The following is a 16,514-nucleotide window of genomic DNA, read 5'->3' as shown; positions in this document are numbered from 1 at the left end:
TATTATTTGAAATATATCTATTTGTTAATATCCTGCACCATTAATCTCTACAGATTCCGCACCAATCTTCTGTTCTGCTTCCGTTGAATTAATATCGAAATACATAGCATCCGGACAACGCATATCAGTATATCTTCCTGTATGAAGTGGAGTTTTTACTATTTTACCGTCATACATCCTGAATAAAAAACTTCCCTTCCATTGAGCACCTTCAACTTTTGTATTCGTAGCTTGTGTCGGTTTTCCTTCATTAGATACCTGGTCAATAGCATTTACACGTTTAAATTCTCCACGAGTTCCTTGTTTGTATCCAGCACATTCATATTCTGACTCATAATGCTTACCATTACCGTCCACAATAAATTTGAGAACTCCACTTCTTATGATCTGAATAGAAATTGTAACTTCCTCACCCGGATACCAATAATATTCTTTCTGCGCAGGAGCATTTGAATAGTTAGATGCCTGTCCACTTGAATGACTTGTGCGTCTCATGAACGGGCGGAATGCTTTTCTTTCAGCGCTGATATTGCCTTGTTCATCTTTTATAACTTCCCAAGTCAAACCTATATCAGTCTCCTGTCCACCCATATTTCCTCCTAAATATATAGAAGGATTATCAAGGTATTGTCCTGGTTTACTAGGATTCTTACGATCTTCGTCAAAAGTAGCTGTAGGTAACTTTATAGTTCCTCCGATGCCTAGCCATAAATCTTTACTTGTTACGGCTTTATGATAATAGGCACCGGCAAAGCAAGCAACACTCGCTTGTGGCTTTACCTCGTCTTTAAAGTAAGTGTTAATTGGATCTGTGGGTTCTGGTTCTGATTCCGGTTCCCCATCGTCGCTACTGGAACAGTTGTAAAAGCCCATAGCTAAAATCACGAATAATGAATAGAATAAATATTTTTTCATCTTACATCATTTTTGTTAATCAATAATATTCTTTTGAGGATTAGTATCCATTTCCATTAATACTAATAGTTTCTGCTCCTTTTTTCGATCTTCGTCAGTTGATATTATTTCAAAGAAATGAGTGTCCGGGCAACGCATATCTGTGAAACGTCCTTCATGAATCGGCACTTTCACTATTTCATCTTTATTTTTTCTAAAATAATAACTCTCATCCCACCGACTATTCAGCACCTTTGTTTTTGTAGCTTGCGCCGGTTTACCTTCATTCGCAACCTGATCAATGGCATTTACCCGTTTAAAGGTACCCAATTCGCCCGGAATATAACCTTCACAATCATAGTCACATTCAAAACGTTTCCCAGCTCCTTCTATTACAAAATGTACTTTATGGGGTTCTAGTACTTGAAAATACATTGTAACTTTCTCGCCTGGATACCAATAATATTTATCTTCCGGTGGTGCTTGTGCATAATTCGGCTCTTGTCCGTTAATATGTTCACTGCGTCTCATAAACGGACGAAAAGCTTTCCTTTCTTTAGATAGTTTACCATCTTTTTCACGGATAACCTCCCAAGCTAACCCGAAGTCGGTCTCCTGATCTCCCATGTTTCCTCCTAAATATACAGATGGATTATCAAGAAACTGGCCCGGTTTCTTAGTGTTTTTTCTAGTTTGATCGAATGATAATTGGGGGAGTGTAACGGTGCCCCCAACTCCCAACCAAACATCCTTGCTGGAGTTTACCTTACGATAATAGGCTCCGGGAAAACATTCTATGAATTTTTCCGGTTTCACTTCATTCTTAAAGAATGCTTCTACTGACTTGGGAGAGGATGTTCTGTATTTATGAGAACAAGATGTACCTCCTATAATGAGACAAGTAAGAAAAAAATATATAATTATAATTCTGTTTCATATTAATAAAGAGATTAAATAGGACCATATCAATTAGATATGGTCCTGTTTATTAATTATTATCTACACGCTATACGGTAGAAGTATAAGCCGGAACCAGTACAGCCAAATACTGCATATAATTCATTGTTTTTCACCATTAAACAAGCAGAAGCTGTACTATTACCATTAGCCCCCGATGCTTCCATTGTATAATTGAATATTTGATTATATTTACCATCAGTTATATCACAGATACGCATAACACCTTTTTGATCTCCCGAATATGCTGTATATGCTACATACACACGGCCATTAATTGTTATTACATCTCCACCACTGGTTCTAACTCCGGAACTTCTGGAAACTTCTCCCATAGTACTGTTCATCCAAATAAGTCCATTAGTTGCACTTGTACTAAAGAATCCCATATATCCGCTCATACCTATAGGCATCGGAACCACGCTCCAATAGTAACTTGGAGTAGCAACAGGGAATGCATATTTTTGAGGAGTAGGATTCACGACTCCATTTGTGACTTTCCAAACATATACATCTACTGACTGTGCTTTAGTAGCAACTATTGTGGCATCACCATCTAAATCACCCATGATGCCAATACCAGCTAAACGAGGAGTCGCAGATTCACCCAGCGCTGATTTATCATATGAAATAAATTCTTTAGCTTCTGCTGTTACATTACTCCAACGATATAATACAGGTTTGTCTCCAGATAAAGCTAATGAGGTTCCAAGAATATTGCCCTTGTCATCTGTAGCCATTAAACGTATACCATGTCCTGCAATACTTAACCCTGTTTCATTCAAATTCTCGATCTTATTGCCTGTATAATCAAAATATGCTGGGGTTTTCTTAGTTGAAGAATGGTTGCCTGCAATAATATATGGATCACTAATTCCTACACTAATTAGGTTGTCAGATCCAAATCCGGCTAGTTCTGTATAGTCTTTTTTGAATACAGGTTCTGCAGAAATTTGAGGTATGTCAATTGTGAACTCTGTCGTCACACCATTGCTTCCTTTGATTGAAACCTTATTGTTACCATTCATCAAATTTAATCCTTGTCCAGTGAAAGATTCATCTATTTTATTGCCGAATCCAGCAGTTAGTTCTACATTTACAGATGTGAAATCCATCAACGCCGGAATATATGGAACTGCGACATTCTTATCATCTGTAAGCACATAATCAGTTTCAATACCATTGATAGTCATTGCTTTTATAGATGCAGGACCTACTTTTTCCGTAGTGATAATAAACTCATAAGTGTAAATTGTTTCTTCATCTATGCCCTTTATTTTAAAACTTCTCGGATTGGTATAATCTAATGTAACACCATTCTGAAAGTCCATAATTGTCCCATTGATATATTCCATGGTAACCTTTAGTGCCGTAAGGTCAGTTTCTTCCGGAACTTGGACAATCAACGATTCTTCACCTGTATGAATATCACTATTAGGGACAGTCATTCCTTCTATTATAAAAGACACTAATTTAGGAGGAGACTGGATACGCAATTTTGTCTGCACAGTGGTTCCATCAAATCCATTTAATGTCAAATCAAGAGGCTTACGAGCATCATACTCTTGATCGTTTACAAAATTGGCAGTACCATTTATAACCAATAATTGTAATTTAGCTTTAGATAAATCGACTCCGGCGGGAATCAATACAGTCGTCTCTGCTGCACTGACAGAAGAAGGTGTGTATAATTCATTATTCACTTTGACTCCTACTATTTGCACAGATTCATAAGCTCTGTTTTCATCATCATCTGAACAAGAGCTAAAAGTTACAGTAAAGAGTGTAGTAATACACATCATACTGAATATTAAGTTTATTAGTTTTTTCATCTTTCACGAGTATTATATGTTCATTATTTTTTCTTAATGGAAAAAGCTATTTTCATTTGTTCGAAAAAAAGTATTCCAATCAACATAACAATTATCGAAAATCATTAGACCTGATGAATTCTTTAGTGAAGCCCCAAACACTTTTCCCTGATCGGAAACACTTAAATCAGGCAAACTCATTGAACCCAACAATGGAATTTGTCCACATGTAAGGATATTCCCTAGAGTAATGTATCGATTGACTTCTTTAGGCGTTTTATAATAAGTTCCGATCATCAGAAAGTCAAGATTGTTTAAGTAACTTGTTTTATTGTAATTTTCTCCGTAGATTTCACTATCTGGAAATGATAATCGATCATCATATTTAAATTGATTACTAGCCCAGTTTACTCCATTTTGATAATATACTTCATACCAGGACCCTACATAAGCTGCCATTTTTAAATTCGGATTCTTTTCAGTCTTATACTTATCTACTAATGAGCGAATACGTCCGGTAAAGTCACAAATAGTTTGAGAGCGGAAAGTAATCCATTCTTTAAAGAATTGACCTTTTACTAATGTGCCTTCTTTGTCTATTTTGAAAGCGTCAGCGGGAAAGTTCTCTAAAATTTTGCCTTCTTTCTCTAGGTATTCTTCAAATGCGTTTCGAGTCACATGACTAAAGTCGGCATATAAATTATCATAACGACAGCGATCTAATACGATACCATCTATATCATAATTTTTAGAACTTCTTCCACGCGCAACAATTGAAAGTCCTGCACTTCTTTATTAGAAGGATTTACAAAAGCTAAAGCTAATAGTTTACCTTTAGCAGCTTCTTTCCCTCTTGTACTTTCTGTGATTTTCAACAGTTTACCTTTGTCTTCGGGGCGTTGCACTATTTCCTCCCAATCTTTATGTTCATGAAGAATAGCGTAATCATTTACAGTAATATTCCCTTCTGTGAAGAAATTAAAACTAGTATAGACTTTGAGTCCAATCTTATGTGCTTCCTGGAGTACAACTTCCAGCAAATCAAATCCATCATCCTTCACTTGTTTATTCGGATTTTTGGTTGCAGTTAGATAAGGAGTTTTTGAAAGATCGTTTTTGCGGTAAGAAACATATCCTTCTGGTCCTTTTACATCTAATCCAATGGAAGTGAACCCTGCTTTCTTTACGTTATTAACCATAGTGGCTACAGCTTCTCTATTAGTCAATACCTTTGCATTAGGAAACTGCTCCACCCACATAACCAATTCACTCTGTTGTTGATTTGGAACTTTGGAGAATATGGCAACAGACTTACGAGTAATTTCTTTCCCTTCTTTTTTCAATATCCAATTGAAGAAATTAGTACCATCATTCAGAGTTAACTGATTACGAAATAGCCCCTTTGTTGTAACAGCTACTGGTTTTGTTTCTGTTCGGTTTTCTATAAACAACTGATAATTGGCTTTTTTATCATAATTAGCAATACAGCCGCTTAATGTAGTTTTACTTCCTACAACGGTAAATAAGAAATCATTATCCAACTCTATTTGAGGCGGAATACTTCCTTTGGAAAAAGCAATCACTTTATCCAATGAGTGTACTTCACCATCAATCCGCAGCTTTACAACATCTCCTACATGGAAGTTCTCGGCAAGAAATTTACGGTAACCATCCTTTAGATAATCAGTATCATAACCAATTAATGCAAACTCTGCCTGTCCCAATGTTATATCCAAAGGAGCACTAAATGCTGGTTGAGCATCTTTAGAGATTACACCATTCAGGACTTTAATCACTTTCATATCTCCATTTATCACTACGGCTGTATATGTGCTTTGAGTCGATTTTATAGCTTTTTTATATTCCGTAGATAATAAGACAATTCCTTTTTCTTGCTTTTCCCAGGCAGAATTATTGAATAAGTCTATCTGCTTTTCAAGACCACGCACAGTTAATGTAGGATCCGGACTGGCAGCTTCAATTGTCACTACAGTCTGTGCCGATATAAAAACCGGCACTAACAGTAATGATAATATAATAATTAATCTATTCATAATAAACACATTATATGTTACTCACCATATCCTTTATTTTGTTCTAACCAAGGACATTTATTTCGCTCTGTTTGTGGAATAGGCCATAAGTAGTGCCTATTATTCCAACTACGACCTTTATCACGAGATCTTAATTTATCACCAAATGCAGCATAACTAGCAATATCATTGATATCTCTGTCCGATCCTGAAGAGCCATAAGAAGGAACCATATCCGGAGTAGCCTGCTCATATCCATCAGGATATTTGCCTGTAGCCGGATCTACACCTGTTGCTTTCGGATAACCATAAGTGGGTTCAGCATTCTGAATATCACCTGTTCTCCAACGACGCATATCAAATAACATTAATGCCTCTTTGGCTAATTCCACTTTACGTTCACGACGTACAATTTGACGCATTTTTAGTTGATCATTCTCACGTGTCGGATCAACACTTAAGATGCCAGGCATACCTACACGAGCTCTGACGCGATCAATTGCATTTACTACCGTTGCATCTAATTCATTAAGTTCTATTTTTGCTTCGGCATACGTCAAAAGAATCTCTGCAAATCGCATAATCAGGATATTATAGCTCGGATTAGCGTTTGCCTCATCATCAAAATGGTTATATTTCTTCCAGGCAAATCCCACACCACTACTTACATATCCATATTGAGCAACAGCACCCGCATAATCTAAGTTGGCAACCAACTTTTCATTACCGTCTTTATCCCAAGAAGTAGTTTGAGGATTATAAACTTCCATCAAGAATTTCATTTTATTATCTCCACCAGTATTACCGATGATAACGTCATGATGAGTGTAAACTGTTTCTTTTAAACGGGGATCACGACTTTCAAATGGTTTCTTGGGGTTATATCCAGAACCTGTTTCATCAATACGTTTACCATTTTTCATTTCATAGGTATCTACTAACTGTTGAGTAGGAAAACGCCCACTTTGTCCAATCATGCGAACTTGTTCGCCTAGAGACATGTATTGGGTAAATGAATGAATTTGGTTGGAAAACATCATAAACAACATTGTTTCTTTTTTTACGTCTTCTTTTAGTTGCCCTATCCGCGTAAACAGATCTGCATAAGTAGTAGCCAGATCGCGTCCACTTTCATCTATAACTTTTTTAGAAGCTGCTGCTGCAATCTTAAAGTATTCTGTAGCTTTAGCCTGATCTTTTTCACCGTCCATACCAAAACCAAATTTACACCATGAACCGGCATATAAAGCCAATCTGGCTTTCAGTCCTAATGCTACCGATTTATCGACGCGTCCATAATTGGCCGCTGTCCAAGGTAAAATATCAGCAGCTTCGTCCAATGTTTTTAATATATCATCTACAACTTCTTTCCAAGGTGTACGAGAGACTTGTTTTGTTTGTTCCTCTGTGACTGCAGATGTAAAATATGGAATATCACCCCATAAAGAAACTAGTTGAATATAATAATGAGATCTTAAAACCTGAATTTCTGCAAGGTAGGTTTTGGCCTTATCACTTAATTCATTATAAAAGGTTTAGCTCCATCTAACACAGAATTACATCTTGCTACAGAAGTGTATAGAATAGACCACGTTTGTTCTACTGTGAAATTCGTCCGTAACTCAATATTGCCAACGCCAATAGAACTATTGTCTGCGCGTTCGATACCATAAGGAGTATACATATCCCATAATATACAATAAGGTATACTACTAGTATTACTATGGTCCATCAGTAGACGTTGGTAACACCCATTAGCACCTTGTGCTATTGCACCATCGTTATTGTAAAAGTTGGATGATAAGTATTCACTCATAGGCTCTTTGTCTAAATAGTCACTACAGCCCGCTATCCCTAATGATAATATCAAAGCTCCACTTGCCAGAACCTTGTTATTAAATATATATTTGATTGCTTTTTTCATAATATCTGATTATTTAAAATTTTAAATCAATACCAAACGTAAATGTTTGCATAATGGGGTAGAATTCCCCACCAACAGAGCCGCTATATGCAACCTCCGGGTCATATCCCTTATAGAAATTACTAATAGTAAATAGATTCTGTCCACTAGCATACACTCTCAAGCTACCAATATTTAATTTTTTAGTCCATGAATTAGGCAAAGTATAACCTAAAACAACATTCTTCAAACGACAGTAAGAAGCGTCTCGTACCCATTTATCAGATTTTTGATAGTTAGGACCTGCATTGGCTTCAGGAACCAAAATCGGGTATGCTGCATCTTGATTGTCCGGAGTCCATGAATCCATTTGATGTCTGAAAAGATTTGAACCATTAGCAAAAGGTTTAAGACCAACTCCGCTCATGTAATTTACACGTTGTCCTACTCCTTGGAAAAATGCTGTAAAATCAAAATTTTTCCAACCAGCATTTAATGTTACGCCATATTCAAAGTGTGGGAATGGGTCACCAAGATAAACCATATCCCGAGTATCAATTGTCATAGGATCGGAATCTTCCCCTTGATAAACTTTAACATACTTAACAAATCCCGGGCGTGCATCCCCTAATTTAGGAGAGTTATTGACATCATCCCAGTCCTTATAATATCCGTCAGTCACATATCCCCAAATGCCTTTATTAGGATAACCCTCTACCATTGTTTTATCTTGAGAATTAAGTCCGTTTAGATTGGTAATTTTGTTTCGGTTATCACTTAAAGTAAATGTTACTCCATACGTGAAGTCATTTAATTTATTTTTGTGACTGACACTTACTTCCCAACCCTTGTTGGACATATCTCCTGCATTGGTATACGCCGGACTCATTCCTACATAGTATGGTAATGGAAACTTCATTAACATGTCGTAAATATTTTTGATATAATAATCTGCAGTAACGCTTAACAAACCATTCCACAAACTAAAATCAATACCAAAGTTTATCTGCTTTGATTTTTCCCAACTAATATCCGAATTGGCTAACGTTGTTTGGGCAACACCTGATACTAATTCTTTGTCTGCTTCGTCACCGCCTAAATAGTATCCGTATCCGGTGGCAATGGTTGCAGCGTAAGGATAATTACCGATGTTTTGATTTCCTAAAAGACCATAAGAAGCACGTACTTTTAGAAAGTCAAGTACTTTACGAGTAGGTTTCATGAAATTTTCTTCAGATATGACCCAACCGGCAGATACCGAAGGAAAAAATCCCCATCGATTATCTCTAGTAAAGCGGGAAGAACCATCGTAACGACCATTCACCTCCAGTAAATAGCGCTGTTTATAGTTGTAATTCAAACGAGCATACCACGACATCATAGCCCATGAATTTGCTCCACCTGAAGAAGTTGCAGTTGCAGAATCTCCATTACCTAAATAATAACGTCCTAGATCGAAACCTCTTTTTCCACCAGAGAAGGAAGTACTCAGATTATCTTCTGCCTGGAAGCCGACTAATATTTTTCCATAATGGTCAAAGAATTTATTTTCATATGAAGCTTGTGCACGATAATAATTTCTAACGGTTTCACTCCAACTCTCTGTTAATGAATCATCTGTTGGATATGATCCCATAATTTGGCCTTTTAAAGACGTTGTATATGGGGTTATTAAAGCTCGTTCTCTACTTGTGGATTGACGACGAGAGTATTGTCCTACAAGTTCCAATCCCTTAATAGGAGTTAGAGTTAACGTACCATTTACTACGGCATCCGTGCCTTTGCTTATTTTTTTCTCCGCTATCATATGCCTGCGCAGTAGGGTTCATTCCATTTTTTCCATATCCCCAATTTCCATCCAGCTCTCTGGCAGCAGAAAGAGTGGGCAACATATATAAAGACTGATTGATAATCTGTTTAGGAGTACTCAAACCCGGATTTACTTTTTTTACCTTGTCTTAATGCTGTTTCAATACTAAACTTAGCCCATGGAAGTATTTGAGCGTCTGCATTTAAACGAAGGTTGGTACGACTATAATTATCATTAGGTATCAAACCATCCTGGTATAAATAAGTACCGGCACCAAAGAAAGTCAGTTTGTCACTACCACCACTAATTGTTACATTATGGTTATGCATGATTGAATGACTTTTCATCGTTTCGTCTTTCCAATCTGTATCATACCTGTTCCAATTATCTGGACGTAATGTTTTTTGTTCTTCTATCTGTTGCAGTTGTTGAGCTCTTTGTGCATCGGATACTGTAATTTCTGCATTATCCCAAGCATTTAGTTCTGCTTGTAAATACTCCCATGCAGCCACCGGTTCGGGCATATTAGTTGGGCGCTGAATTGTCAGATAGCCACTATACGTAGTTGTTATTTTTCCTTTTTGTCCTCTTTTAGTTGTAATAAGGATAACACCGTTAGATGCCCGGGAACCATAAATTGATGCAGAAGCTGCATCTTTCAGAACAGAAATGCTCTCTACTGTATTGGCGTCTACTTGGTCGATACTCATTTCAATTCCATCAACTAAAACCAGCGGATCCGTATTTGAATTAATAGAACCGATACCGCGAATTCGAATAGAACCACCATCACCACCAGGTTCACCGGAAGTTTGCTGAATAGTCACACCGGGCATAGCACCTTGTAAAGCAGTAGATAAGGATGCTACGCTTCTTTTTGTTATAGTTTCAGAACTAACAGAAGATACGGCTCCGGTTAATGTAGCCTTTTTCTGTTTAGCATATCCCACAACTATTGCTTCTTCCAGCTGGATAGCATCAGTCTTCATCTTTACATTTAGTACAGGAGTATTTGCTACTAGTTCTTCTGTCCGATAACCGACATAAGAGAAAACCAATTTACTTCCTTTCTTTACTTCAATAGAATACTTTCCATTAATATCTGAAATTGTTCCTTTAGACGTACCTTCAACAAAGATACTTACTCCTGGCAATACATCGGATTCATCAGAGACAACTCCTTTCACAATTAAATTCTGTGCTTGTATACTGACAGAACTTAGCATTAAAATTAAAAACAGAATTTTTCTCATAATATTAAATTTAGAACTAATTAGGATACTATATTTTTTATTTCTTCTAATGTTTTCCAGCACTGATACAGCCCTCTTGGCACATGGAAACATCCCTTCCATTTTCCACCTTTGAGTGGTAGCAATACTTCTCCTCTTCGGTTCAAGTAGCCATACCATTCAAGATATTCTTTATCCTTGAAATGCTCCCAAGTGTAGTCATGTACCTTTTCAAACCATTCCAGACACCGTTTATCTCCGGTCAGTTGATAGCCTTTCAGCAAAGAAATAAGTGTCTCGATATGCACCCACCAGAGCTTCTGATCCCATTCCAGTTGTTGAGGAGGACAACTGTTACGATCCATAAAATAGTAGATACCCCCATATTGCTTGTCCCAGCCATAATTAAGCATCGTGAGAGTAGTCTCTTTGGCTTTCTCTATCAATTCAGGACGATTCAGGCGCTTGCCCAGATCCATGATAAACCACATAGCTTCAATGGCATGCCCCGGAGTCACCTGACGGCCTTCAAAACAATCGACCAGATTACCGTCAATGTCCACGTTTTCAACAATGATACCTCCGAGTTCGGGACGATAGAAAACTTCCATCACTTCATGAATACAAGTATCCATTGTTTCCCGCAGATACGTTTCATCCAATAAATGCTCTATCTCCAGTGCCAGGTTACAGAGGATCATTGGCAAGGCAAAGTTCTTCAGATTACGGGTACCCGGATGAAGCTTGTTCCATTTGCCTTTCGGATTATCCACTTTGGAAAGGATAATGTCGAAAGTTTTCTTGGCAATATCTGCATATTCCTGATTACCGGTTGCAAGGCTCAACTGTCCGAAAGCCATGGTGGCGAATGTATACGAGAATATATTATACGGTTCTACCAATGGTCTACCCGAACGATCAAGGGAAAAATACCAGTTATAGTTACCATCATGTCCGTATTTTTTTAGAAATTCACCACCTTGAACGGCACAATCCAGCCATTCCTTGCGTTTTTCCACTTTATTGTAAAGCATGGAGAACATCCACACTTCACGACATTGCAGCCAGATGAACTTATCCGTATCGAACACTTTTCCTTCACGGTCCAGGCAGGTGAAGTAACCACCATACTCGTGATCTTGGGAGTGTTCAAGCCAGAAAGGGAGGACACTGTCCAGAAGTTCATTCTTGTACAGACTTGCCAGTTTCTCGAAATCCATACTATTATTTCCATTATAGATTGGTATGGGCAATTCAGCAGTGAAAGAAATGTCCGCTGAATGACCAATGTTGTTCTTACTATCCATATTTATAAGATGTTAGTTTATTGTTATTAAGGTCTGTTTTATATTTATTCCGAACGGGTCCAATATCTTTCAATCTCCTCCAGTGACTTCCCGGTAGTCTCCGGCACGAGTTTCCAGACAATCAGCATATATGGCACGCACATGAGGGCGAACAGGAAGAATGTTCCGGCGGGGGTAAGGTTCTGGAGCATCCAGGGGGTCAACTGTCCGATCAGGTACGTTCCGATCCAGAGAGCGAATCCTGCTATCGACATGGCCAGTCCGCGAACCTTGGTGGGATACATCTCCGAGAGGAGCACGAACACCACAGCGCAGATAGACACGGCACAACAGAATACATAGAACAGGAAGAAAATAAGCAGGAAGAGGCTGGATACTCCCCAGGGAATCTCCGAAGAGGAAGTACAGGCCGATGAGAATCAGAGAAACAACCATTCCCGAAACTCCGTAATAAACCAGCTTCTTGCGGCCTACCTTATCAATGATGACAAGAGCCAGAACAGTGGTCAAGGTGTTGACTAGTCCTACCAGAACTTGGTAAAAAAGAGAATCTCCACCTGAAAGTCCTGCATTTTCAAAAATAGAAGGGCCGTAATAAAGCACTGCATTCACTCCCATAAATTGCCCTAAAATAGCAATACAAACACCGATAATAACAGCTTTGAAGATTCCAGGCTTCATTAACAACGACCATTCCGATCTTGTTTCAGAGGTCAGTACAGATTTCGTTTCTTTTAATTGACTTTTCGCTTCTGTAATTGAATTGTATATTCTTTCCAGTATATTCACAGCTTTTAAATCTTTACCACGTACGATTAACCAACGAGGGCTTTCCGGAATAAAGAATATGATAATGAAAAATAAGATTGCGGGCAATGTTTCCATCCCTAACATACCTCTCCAAACTTCAGTAATAAATACTTTATTCAACCAGTCTACACTTAATTGAGTTCCACTCTCTGCCCATGCCAATAATTGATAATTAATCAAATAGGCCCCTAAGAAACCTACCGTTACAGCTAATTGATATAGCGATACCAAACGCCCTCTATACTGTGCCACAGATACTTCAGATATATAAAGAGGAGAAACGATGGAAACAACCCCTATCCCTACTCCACCTATAATCCGATAGATCACTAACTGAGAAAAATCGGCACATAGAGCACATCCTAAGGCTGATGTAGAAAACAATACGGCTGAAATAACCATCGTAAGTTTTCTTCCTAACTTATCACTTAAGATTCCCGCAAAAAGAACACCCACAATAGAGCCGACTAAAGCACATCCTACATACCATCCCTGTTGCAATGTATCTAATTGAAATAGTTGAGTTACCCGGGCAATTGTTCCCGATATAACTGCAGTATCATATCCGAACAAAAAGCCTCCCAATGCTGCCACGACAGAAAGGAATATAAGATAACCAAAATTGATTGTAGACTTCACCATATTTATTTTATTTCAAAATATTCTTTATATCTGTCATATAAATGCCCCGCTTGCAAATAAGCTGATTGCGGACTCATAAAATGAGAAAATTCGAAGGTGATAGCCTTATCATATCCAGCACGTTTTGCCGCTTCCAATTTCATCCGAAGTTTATCGAACTTAATGGGTAGAAAACGAATAGGCATATCACGGTCAAAAGATTCGGCATTTGTCCAACATTGCATACCATACTTATCTGCTAACTTTTTATTGACAGAAAAGAAGGCATCCAGTTCATCATAATCAATATGACCATCTTGAAAAGCGCATGCGTCTACCACCTCATGAATTCCATCAAAAATTTCATCCCACTCTTTTTCGTGTTGTTGTACAGAAACGGCATCTTCCTTAGTCATCTTTGTCGTTCCCATTATTGCTTTTTTGCCATCGATCCAAGGAGATATAAAAGTAGGCAATCCATTGGATACATCTTTACATTGTTTACCTAATGCATAAAAAGCACCAATTGCTCCTTTTGTTGCCCGGCTAATTTCACCACTGATGTACCATCCACCAAAACTTTTATACTTAGAACCATAGTTTTTCCAAACCTCATCAATCACATATTTATTATCTTCTACTTCCCAGGTCATATCTCCTGTGTCCCAGTATTTACCCGAATCATATAATCCAAAATAGAATTTCATTCCATACTTTTCAGCTAAACGCAAAAACATATCTACCAAATCAACAGAAGGCATATAGCAACCTTTTTTTCAGCAAATAAGGAGAAGGGAAAGTTACAAATTTACGATAGCCCGAACGAATCATTATTACTGTATCAATTCCTATATTTTTCATGTGCTGAAAATCCAAGTCCCATTCTTTCTCACCCCAGTTCTGATGTGGAATGTCATGCGATATCTCATCCAGAAAAGTTCCGGTAATTTTTAATCCATTGTTTTTAGGAACAATGAGTTTACTTTCCAGACCATCGGTTGCCACTATTGTACTAGCATTAGCTTTTGAAGTACAAGATTCAAACAATGTTGGCACAGCCAAAGCCGACGCACCAGCCAATGTGGCTTTTTTTAGAAAATTTCTTCGATCTAATGTTTTCATATTAGTTTAATTAAAACAGCTGTTAACATTTATATTTTTATTACCTATTGAATATACTGTCCTGTAATATCTATTTTTTTATTATTGAAAGGATCTAATATCTGATCTATCAAAATAGCCATTTCACCCCGTAGAATATTTCGATTCATATCTAAATCTTTCAAGCCAAATTCACTCCAGATTTCTTCAATCCTACCCTTCTTCAACTCAATACTTTCTTTTTCAGCAATCCCTTCTATCATCTCTACCGCTTTCTGAATTGATATGGTATTATTACCTTCAAAATTTTGCTTATCAACAAAGGGATACACATCTCTTAGCCCTTCCAACTCATTTGCCAATAACAAAGTATCTGCTCTAAACCACGTTTGATTTGCCCAGTCAACACTTTTACCTATACCTTTTAAAATTCCTGTAGAACCTACACGCTGTAATGATTTAAACATTGGATGATCCATTGCAACATCTAAATAAGGTAATAAATATCCTTTCGCATCCAAAATTACATTTTGCACTTCCCGAACAGACACTTCACTAATATTCTTATTTTCTTTCACTGCAAGAGCTGCCAATGCTCCCGCTGCCTGTCCAATCTGCATTACCATAGGTTGCAAGCGAGTGGTACCATTAATTATATTGGAAACGGATATTGATTTTTCAGCAACAATCAAACCTTCAACATCTTTTGGAATCAGGGTTCCTAAAGGCAATCCATACGAAGGTACCGGATGAAAATAGAGATTAGGCAATTCTTCATATCCATGATAACGGGTATGATGATGATCTACTGGATAATTTCCAACAGCAATGCAAGTGCGATAAAGTGGTTGAGACTGGTTGAACGGCTCACAAACATGATTTAAATTAAAACGAACCAATCCATGGATTCTTCTTGACTCCCTATGATAAGGAATAAATGGCAGTTTGTCGGCCGTAGGATATTCATCATCAGCCAATCCCAATGTATTAAAGCCTAACTCATGTTGCAGGAAATAAACAAAACACATTGTATAATGCTTGGCATATTTCAAAGCTTCTTCACGTTCCTCACGAGTCATCTCAATCAGGTTAACATAATAATCATTGCCTTCTATCGGCCAATTTATCATATACTTATTATTAGGAAGCTTCCCATATGTTATCATCATTTCCTTAGACCATACACGATCCGGTTCTTTAGGTGTGACACAAACAGGACTGGCGCACGCACAAGCAAATTCATCTTTATTGTATCCTTCAGGGCAAGGAATCGTCACATCCTTACCATAATCTTTCAAGATTGCAACGTATGTAATATCCTGAACTATATTATTTTTCTCTTCCGGGGCAATATCTTCTTTAGTATCATGACGGCTTTCCATGCCGATATCATATTTCACACCGCACATTTTGGCTATATCACCCAATTCCGTACCATCAATCAAAATCTTAGCGCATACTTTTTTAATCGTATTATCCTTCATCTGAATTTGAGCAATCCAAGAATCATCTTTTCTTTCCAATTTTACCAGAGTAGCATTATGCCATACTTTTAAGTTTTTCTCTACGCCAACCATCTCATGGAAAATTTTATTTCCAACTGAAGGTTCAAATAACACTCCACTCACCCAACCGGTTTTTAAAGAATCAAGTCCTCCATAATAATCTGCTAAATGTCCGCGAAACTCACCAAACAAACCAGCCGGCAAATCATAATTTCCATCAACAGCACTTACACCTGCGGAAGTAAGCATTCCCCCCAACCATTCTGTTTCTTCCACTATCAATGTCTCAACTCCCATTCGAGCAGACTGAATACCAGCAGTTACGCCACTGGCACCCCCACCAATAATTAACACATCAACAGAATCATCAGAACGAGAGCATGCTGTGAAACATAAAGCAAACAATAGACACAAACCTAAAAAATAGTTTCTCATACTAAATTCATTTAAGGATACAGACTTTTATTAATAATATCACGGCACAAATATAGTTATATTTATTAAATAAACAATAGATAATAAAATATTTT

12 protein-coding genes and 2 pseudogenes are annotated in these 16,514 nt (G+C 37.6%); all 14 read right to left on the bottom strand.

Going from position 1 to position 16,514, the window contains the following annotated elements; genetic code table 11:
• Positions 1 to 24: 24 nt before the first annotated feature.
• The 14 genes and pseudogenes from NXX38_RS16790 to NXX38_RS16725 all read right to left on the bottom strand — a co-directional run bounded on the left by NXX38_RS16790 (position 25) and on the right by NXX38_RS16725 (position 16,419).
• Positions 25 to 915: a hypothetical protein gene (locus NXX38_RS16790; RefSeq protein ID WP_258980315.1), complete on the bottom strand. Its 891-nt coding sequence runs from the start codon at positions 913 to 915 to the stop codon at positions 25 to 27.
• Positions 916 to 930: 15 nt separating this feature from the next.
• Positions 931 to 1,710: a hypothetical protein gene (locus NXX38_RS16785; protein WP_258980314.1), complete on the bottom strand. Its 780-nt coding sequence runs from the start codon at positions 1,708 to 1,710 to the stop codon at positions 931 to 933.
• Positions 1,711 to 1,889: 179 nt separating this feature from the next.
• A complete protein-coding gene (locus tag NXX38_RS16780) occupies positions 1,890 to 3,683 on the bottom strand; it encodes a DUF5018 domain-containing protein (RefSeq protein ID WP_258980313.1) in 1,794 nt (597 codons plus the stop codon).
• 33 nt (positions 3,684 to 3,716) lie between these two features.
• On the bottom strand, positions 3,717 to 4,340 hold the full coding sequence (locus NXX38_RS16775; protein ID WP_258980312.1) for a hypothetical protein: 624 nt from the start codon (positions 4,338 to 4,340) through the stop codon (positions 3,717 to 3,719).
• A 56-nt stretch (positions 4,341 to 4,396) separates the two neighbouring features.
• Positions 4,397 to 5,716, bottom strand: a complete 1,320-nt coding sequence (locus NXX38_RS16770; RefSeq protein WP_258980311.1) for a hypothetical protein — start codon at positions 5,714 to 5,716, stop codon at positions 4,397 to 4,399.
• Between the two features lie 17 nt (positions 5,717 to 5,733).
• Entirely contained in the window at positions 5,734 to 7,155 is a 1,422-nt protein-coding gene (locus tag NXX38_RS16765; RefSeq protein ID WP_258981973.1) for a RagB/SusD family nutrient uptake outer membrane protein, read from the bottom strand.
• 56 nt (positions 7,156 to 7,211) lie between these two features.
• Positions 7,212 to 7,619 carry a hypothetical protein gene (locus NXX38_RS16760; RefSeq protein WP_258980310.1) on the bottom strand — a complete coding sequence of 136 codons (408 nt, stop codon included), beginning with the start codon at positions 7,617 to 7,619 and terminating at the stop codon, positions 7,212 to 7,214.
• 13 nt (positions 7,620 to 7,632) lie between these two features.
• Positions 7,633 to 9,405, bottom strand: a complete 1,773-nt coding sequence (locus NXX38_RS16755; RefSeq protein WP_258980309.1) for a SusC/RagA family TonB-linked outer membrane protein — start codon at positions 9,403 to 9,405, stop codon at positions 7,633 to 7,635.
• The gene (locus NXX38_RS16750; protein WP_258980307.1) at positions 9,332 to 9,529 is read right to left on the bottom strand and encodes a hypothetical protein; all 198 of its coding nucleotides are present in this window, start codon (positions 9,527 to 9,529) and stop codon (positions 9,332 to 9,334) included. Before NXX38_RS16750 ends, NXX38_RS16755 begins: the two co-directional genes overlap by 74 nt.
• Positions 9,516 to 10,661 (bottom strand): SusC/RagA family TonB-linked outer membrane protein, encoded by a 1,146-nt coding sequence (locus tag NXX38_RS16745; RefSeq protein WP_258980305.1) that lies wholly within the window; start codon positions 10,659 to 10,661, stop codon positions 9,516 to 9,518. Before NXX38_RS16745 ends, NXX38_RS16750 begins: the two co-directional genes overlap by 14 nt.
• Before the next feature lie 20 nt (positions 10,662 to 10,681).
• Entirely contained in the window at positions 10,682 to 11,860 is a 1,179-nt protein-coding gene (locus tag NXX38_RS16740; RefSeq protein ID WP_258981972.1) for an AGE family epimerase/isomerase, read from the bottom strand.
• A gap of 131 nt (positions 11,861 to 11,991) precedes the next feature.
• A pseudogene (locus NXX38_RS16735) lies at positions 11,992 to 13,396 on the bottom strand (sugar porter family MFS transporter).
• A 5-nt stretch (positions 13,397 to 13,401) separates the two neighbouring features.
• A pseudogene (locus NXX38_RS16730) lies at positions 13,402 to 14,500 on the bottom strand (DUF4434 domain-containing protein).
• A gap of 44 nt (positions 14,501 to 14,544) precedes the next feature.
• Positions 14,545 to 16,419, bottom strand: a complete 1,875-nt coding sequence (locus tag NXX38_RS16725; RefSeq protein ID WP_148366358.1) for an FAD-dependent oxidoreductase — start codon at positions 16,417 to 16,419, stop codon at positions 14,545 to 14,547.
• Positions 16,420 to 16,514 lie beyond the last annotated feature (95 nt).

This window comes from Bacteroides sp. BFG-637, from assembly GCF_024793605.1.
GTDB classification, from domain to species: domain Bacteria; phylum Bacteroidota; class Bacteroidia; order Bacteroidales; family Bacteroidaceae; genus Bacteroides; species Bacteroides vicugnae.
Note: the sequence above shows the minus strand (reverse complement) of the source record. Positions and strands in the feature narration are given on the sequence as shown.

Bases quoted from the DNA above. Each gene is read 5' to 3' on its own strand.
- NXX38_RS16725 (WP_148366358.1), bottom strand. From the start codon at position 16,419: ATGAGAAACTATTTTTTAGGTTTGTGTCTATTGTTTGCTTTATGTTTC.
- NXX38_RS16770 (WP_258980311.1), bottom strand. From the start codon at position 5,716: ATGAATAGATTAATTATTATATTATCATTACTGTTAGTGCCGGTTTTT.
- NXX38_RS16780 (WP_258980313.1), bottom strand. From the start codon at position 3,683: ATGAAAAAACTAATAAACTTAATATTCAGTATGATGTGTATTACTACA.
- NXX38_RS16745 (WP_258980305.1), bottom strand. From the start codon at position 10,661: ATGAGAAAAATTCTGTTTTTAATTTTAATGCTAAGTTCTGTCAGTATA.
- NXX38_RS16760 (WP_258980310.1), bottom strand. From the start codon at position 7,619: ATGAAAAAAGCAATCAAATATATATTTAATAACAAGGTTCTGGCAAGT.
- NXX38_RS16740 (WP_258981972.1), bottom strand. From the start codon at position 11,860: ATGGATTTCGAGAAACTGGCAAGTCTGTACAAGAATGAACTTCTGGAC.
- NXX38_RS16755 (WP_258980309.1), bottom strand. From the start codon at position 9,405: ATGATAGCGGAGAAAAAAATAAGCAAAGGCACGGATGCCGTAGTAAAT.
- NXX38_RS16790 (WP_258980315.1), bottom strand. From the start codon at position 915: ATGAAAAAATATTTATTCTATTCATTATTCGTGATTTTAGCTATGGGC.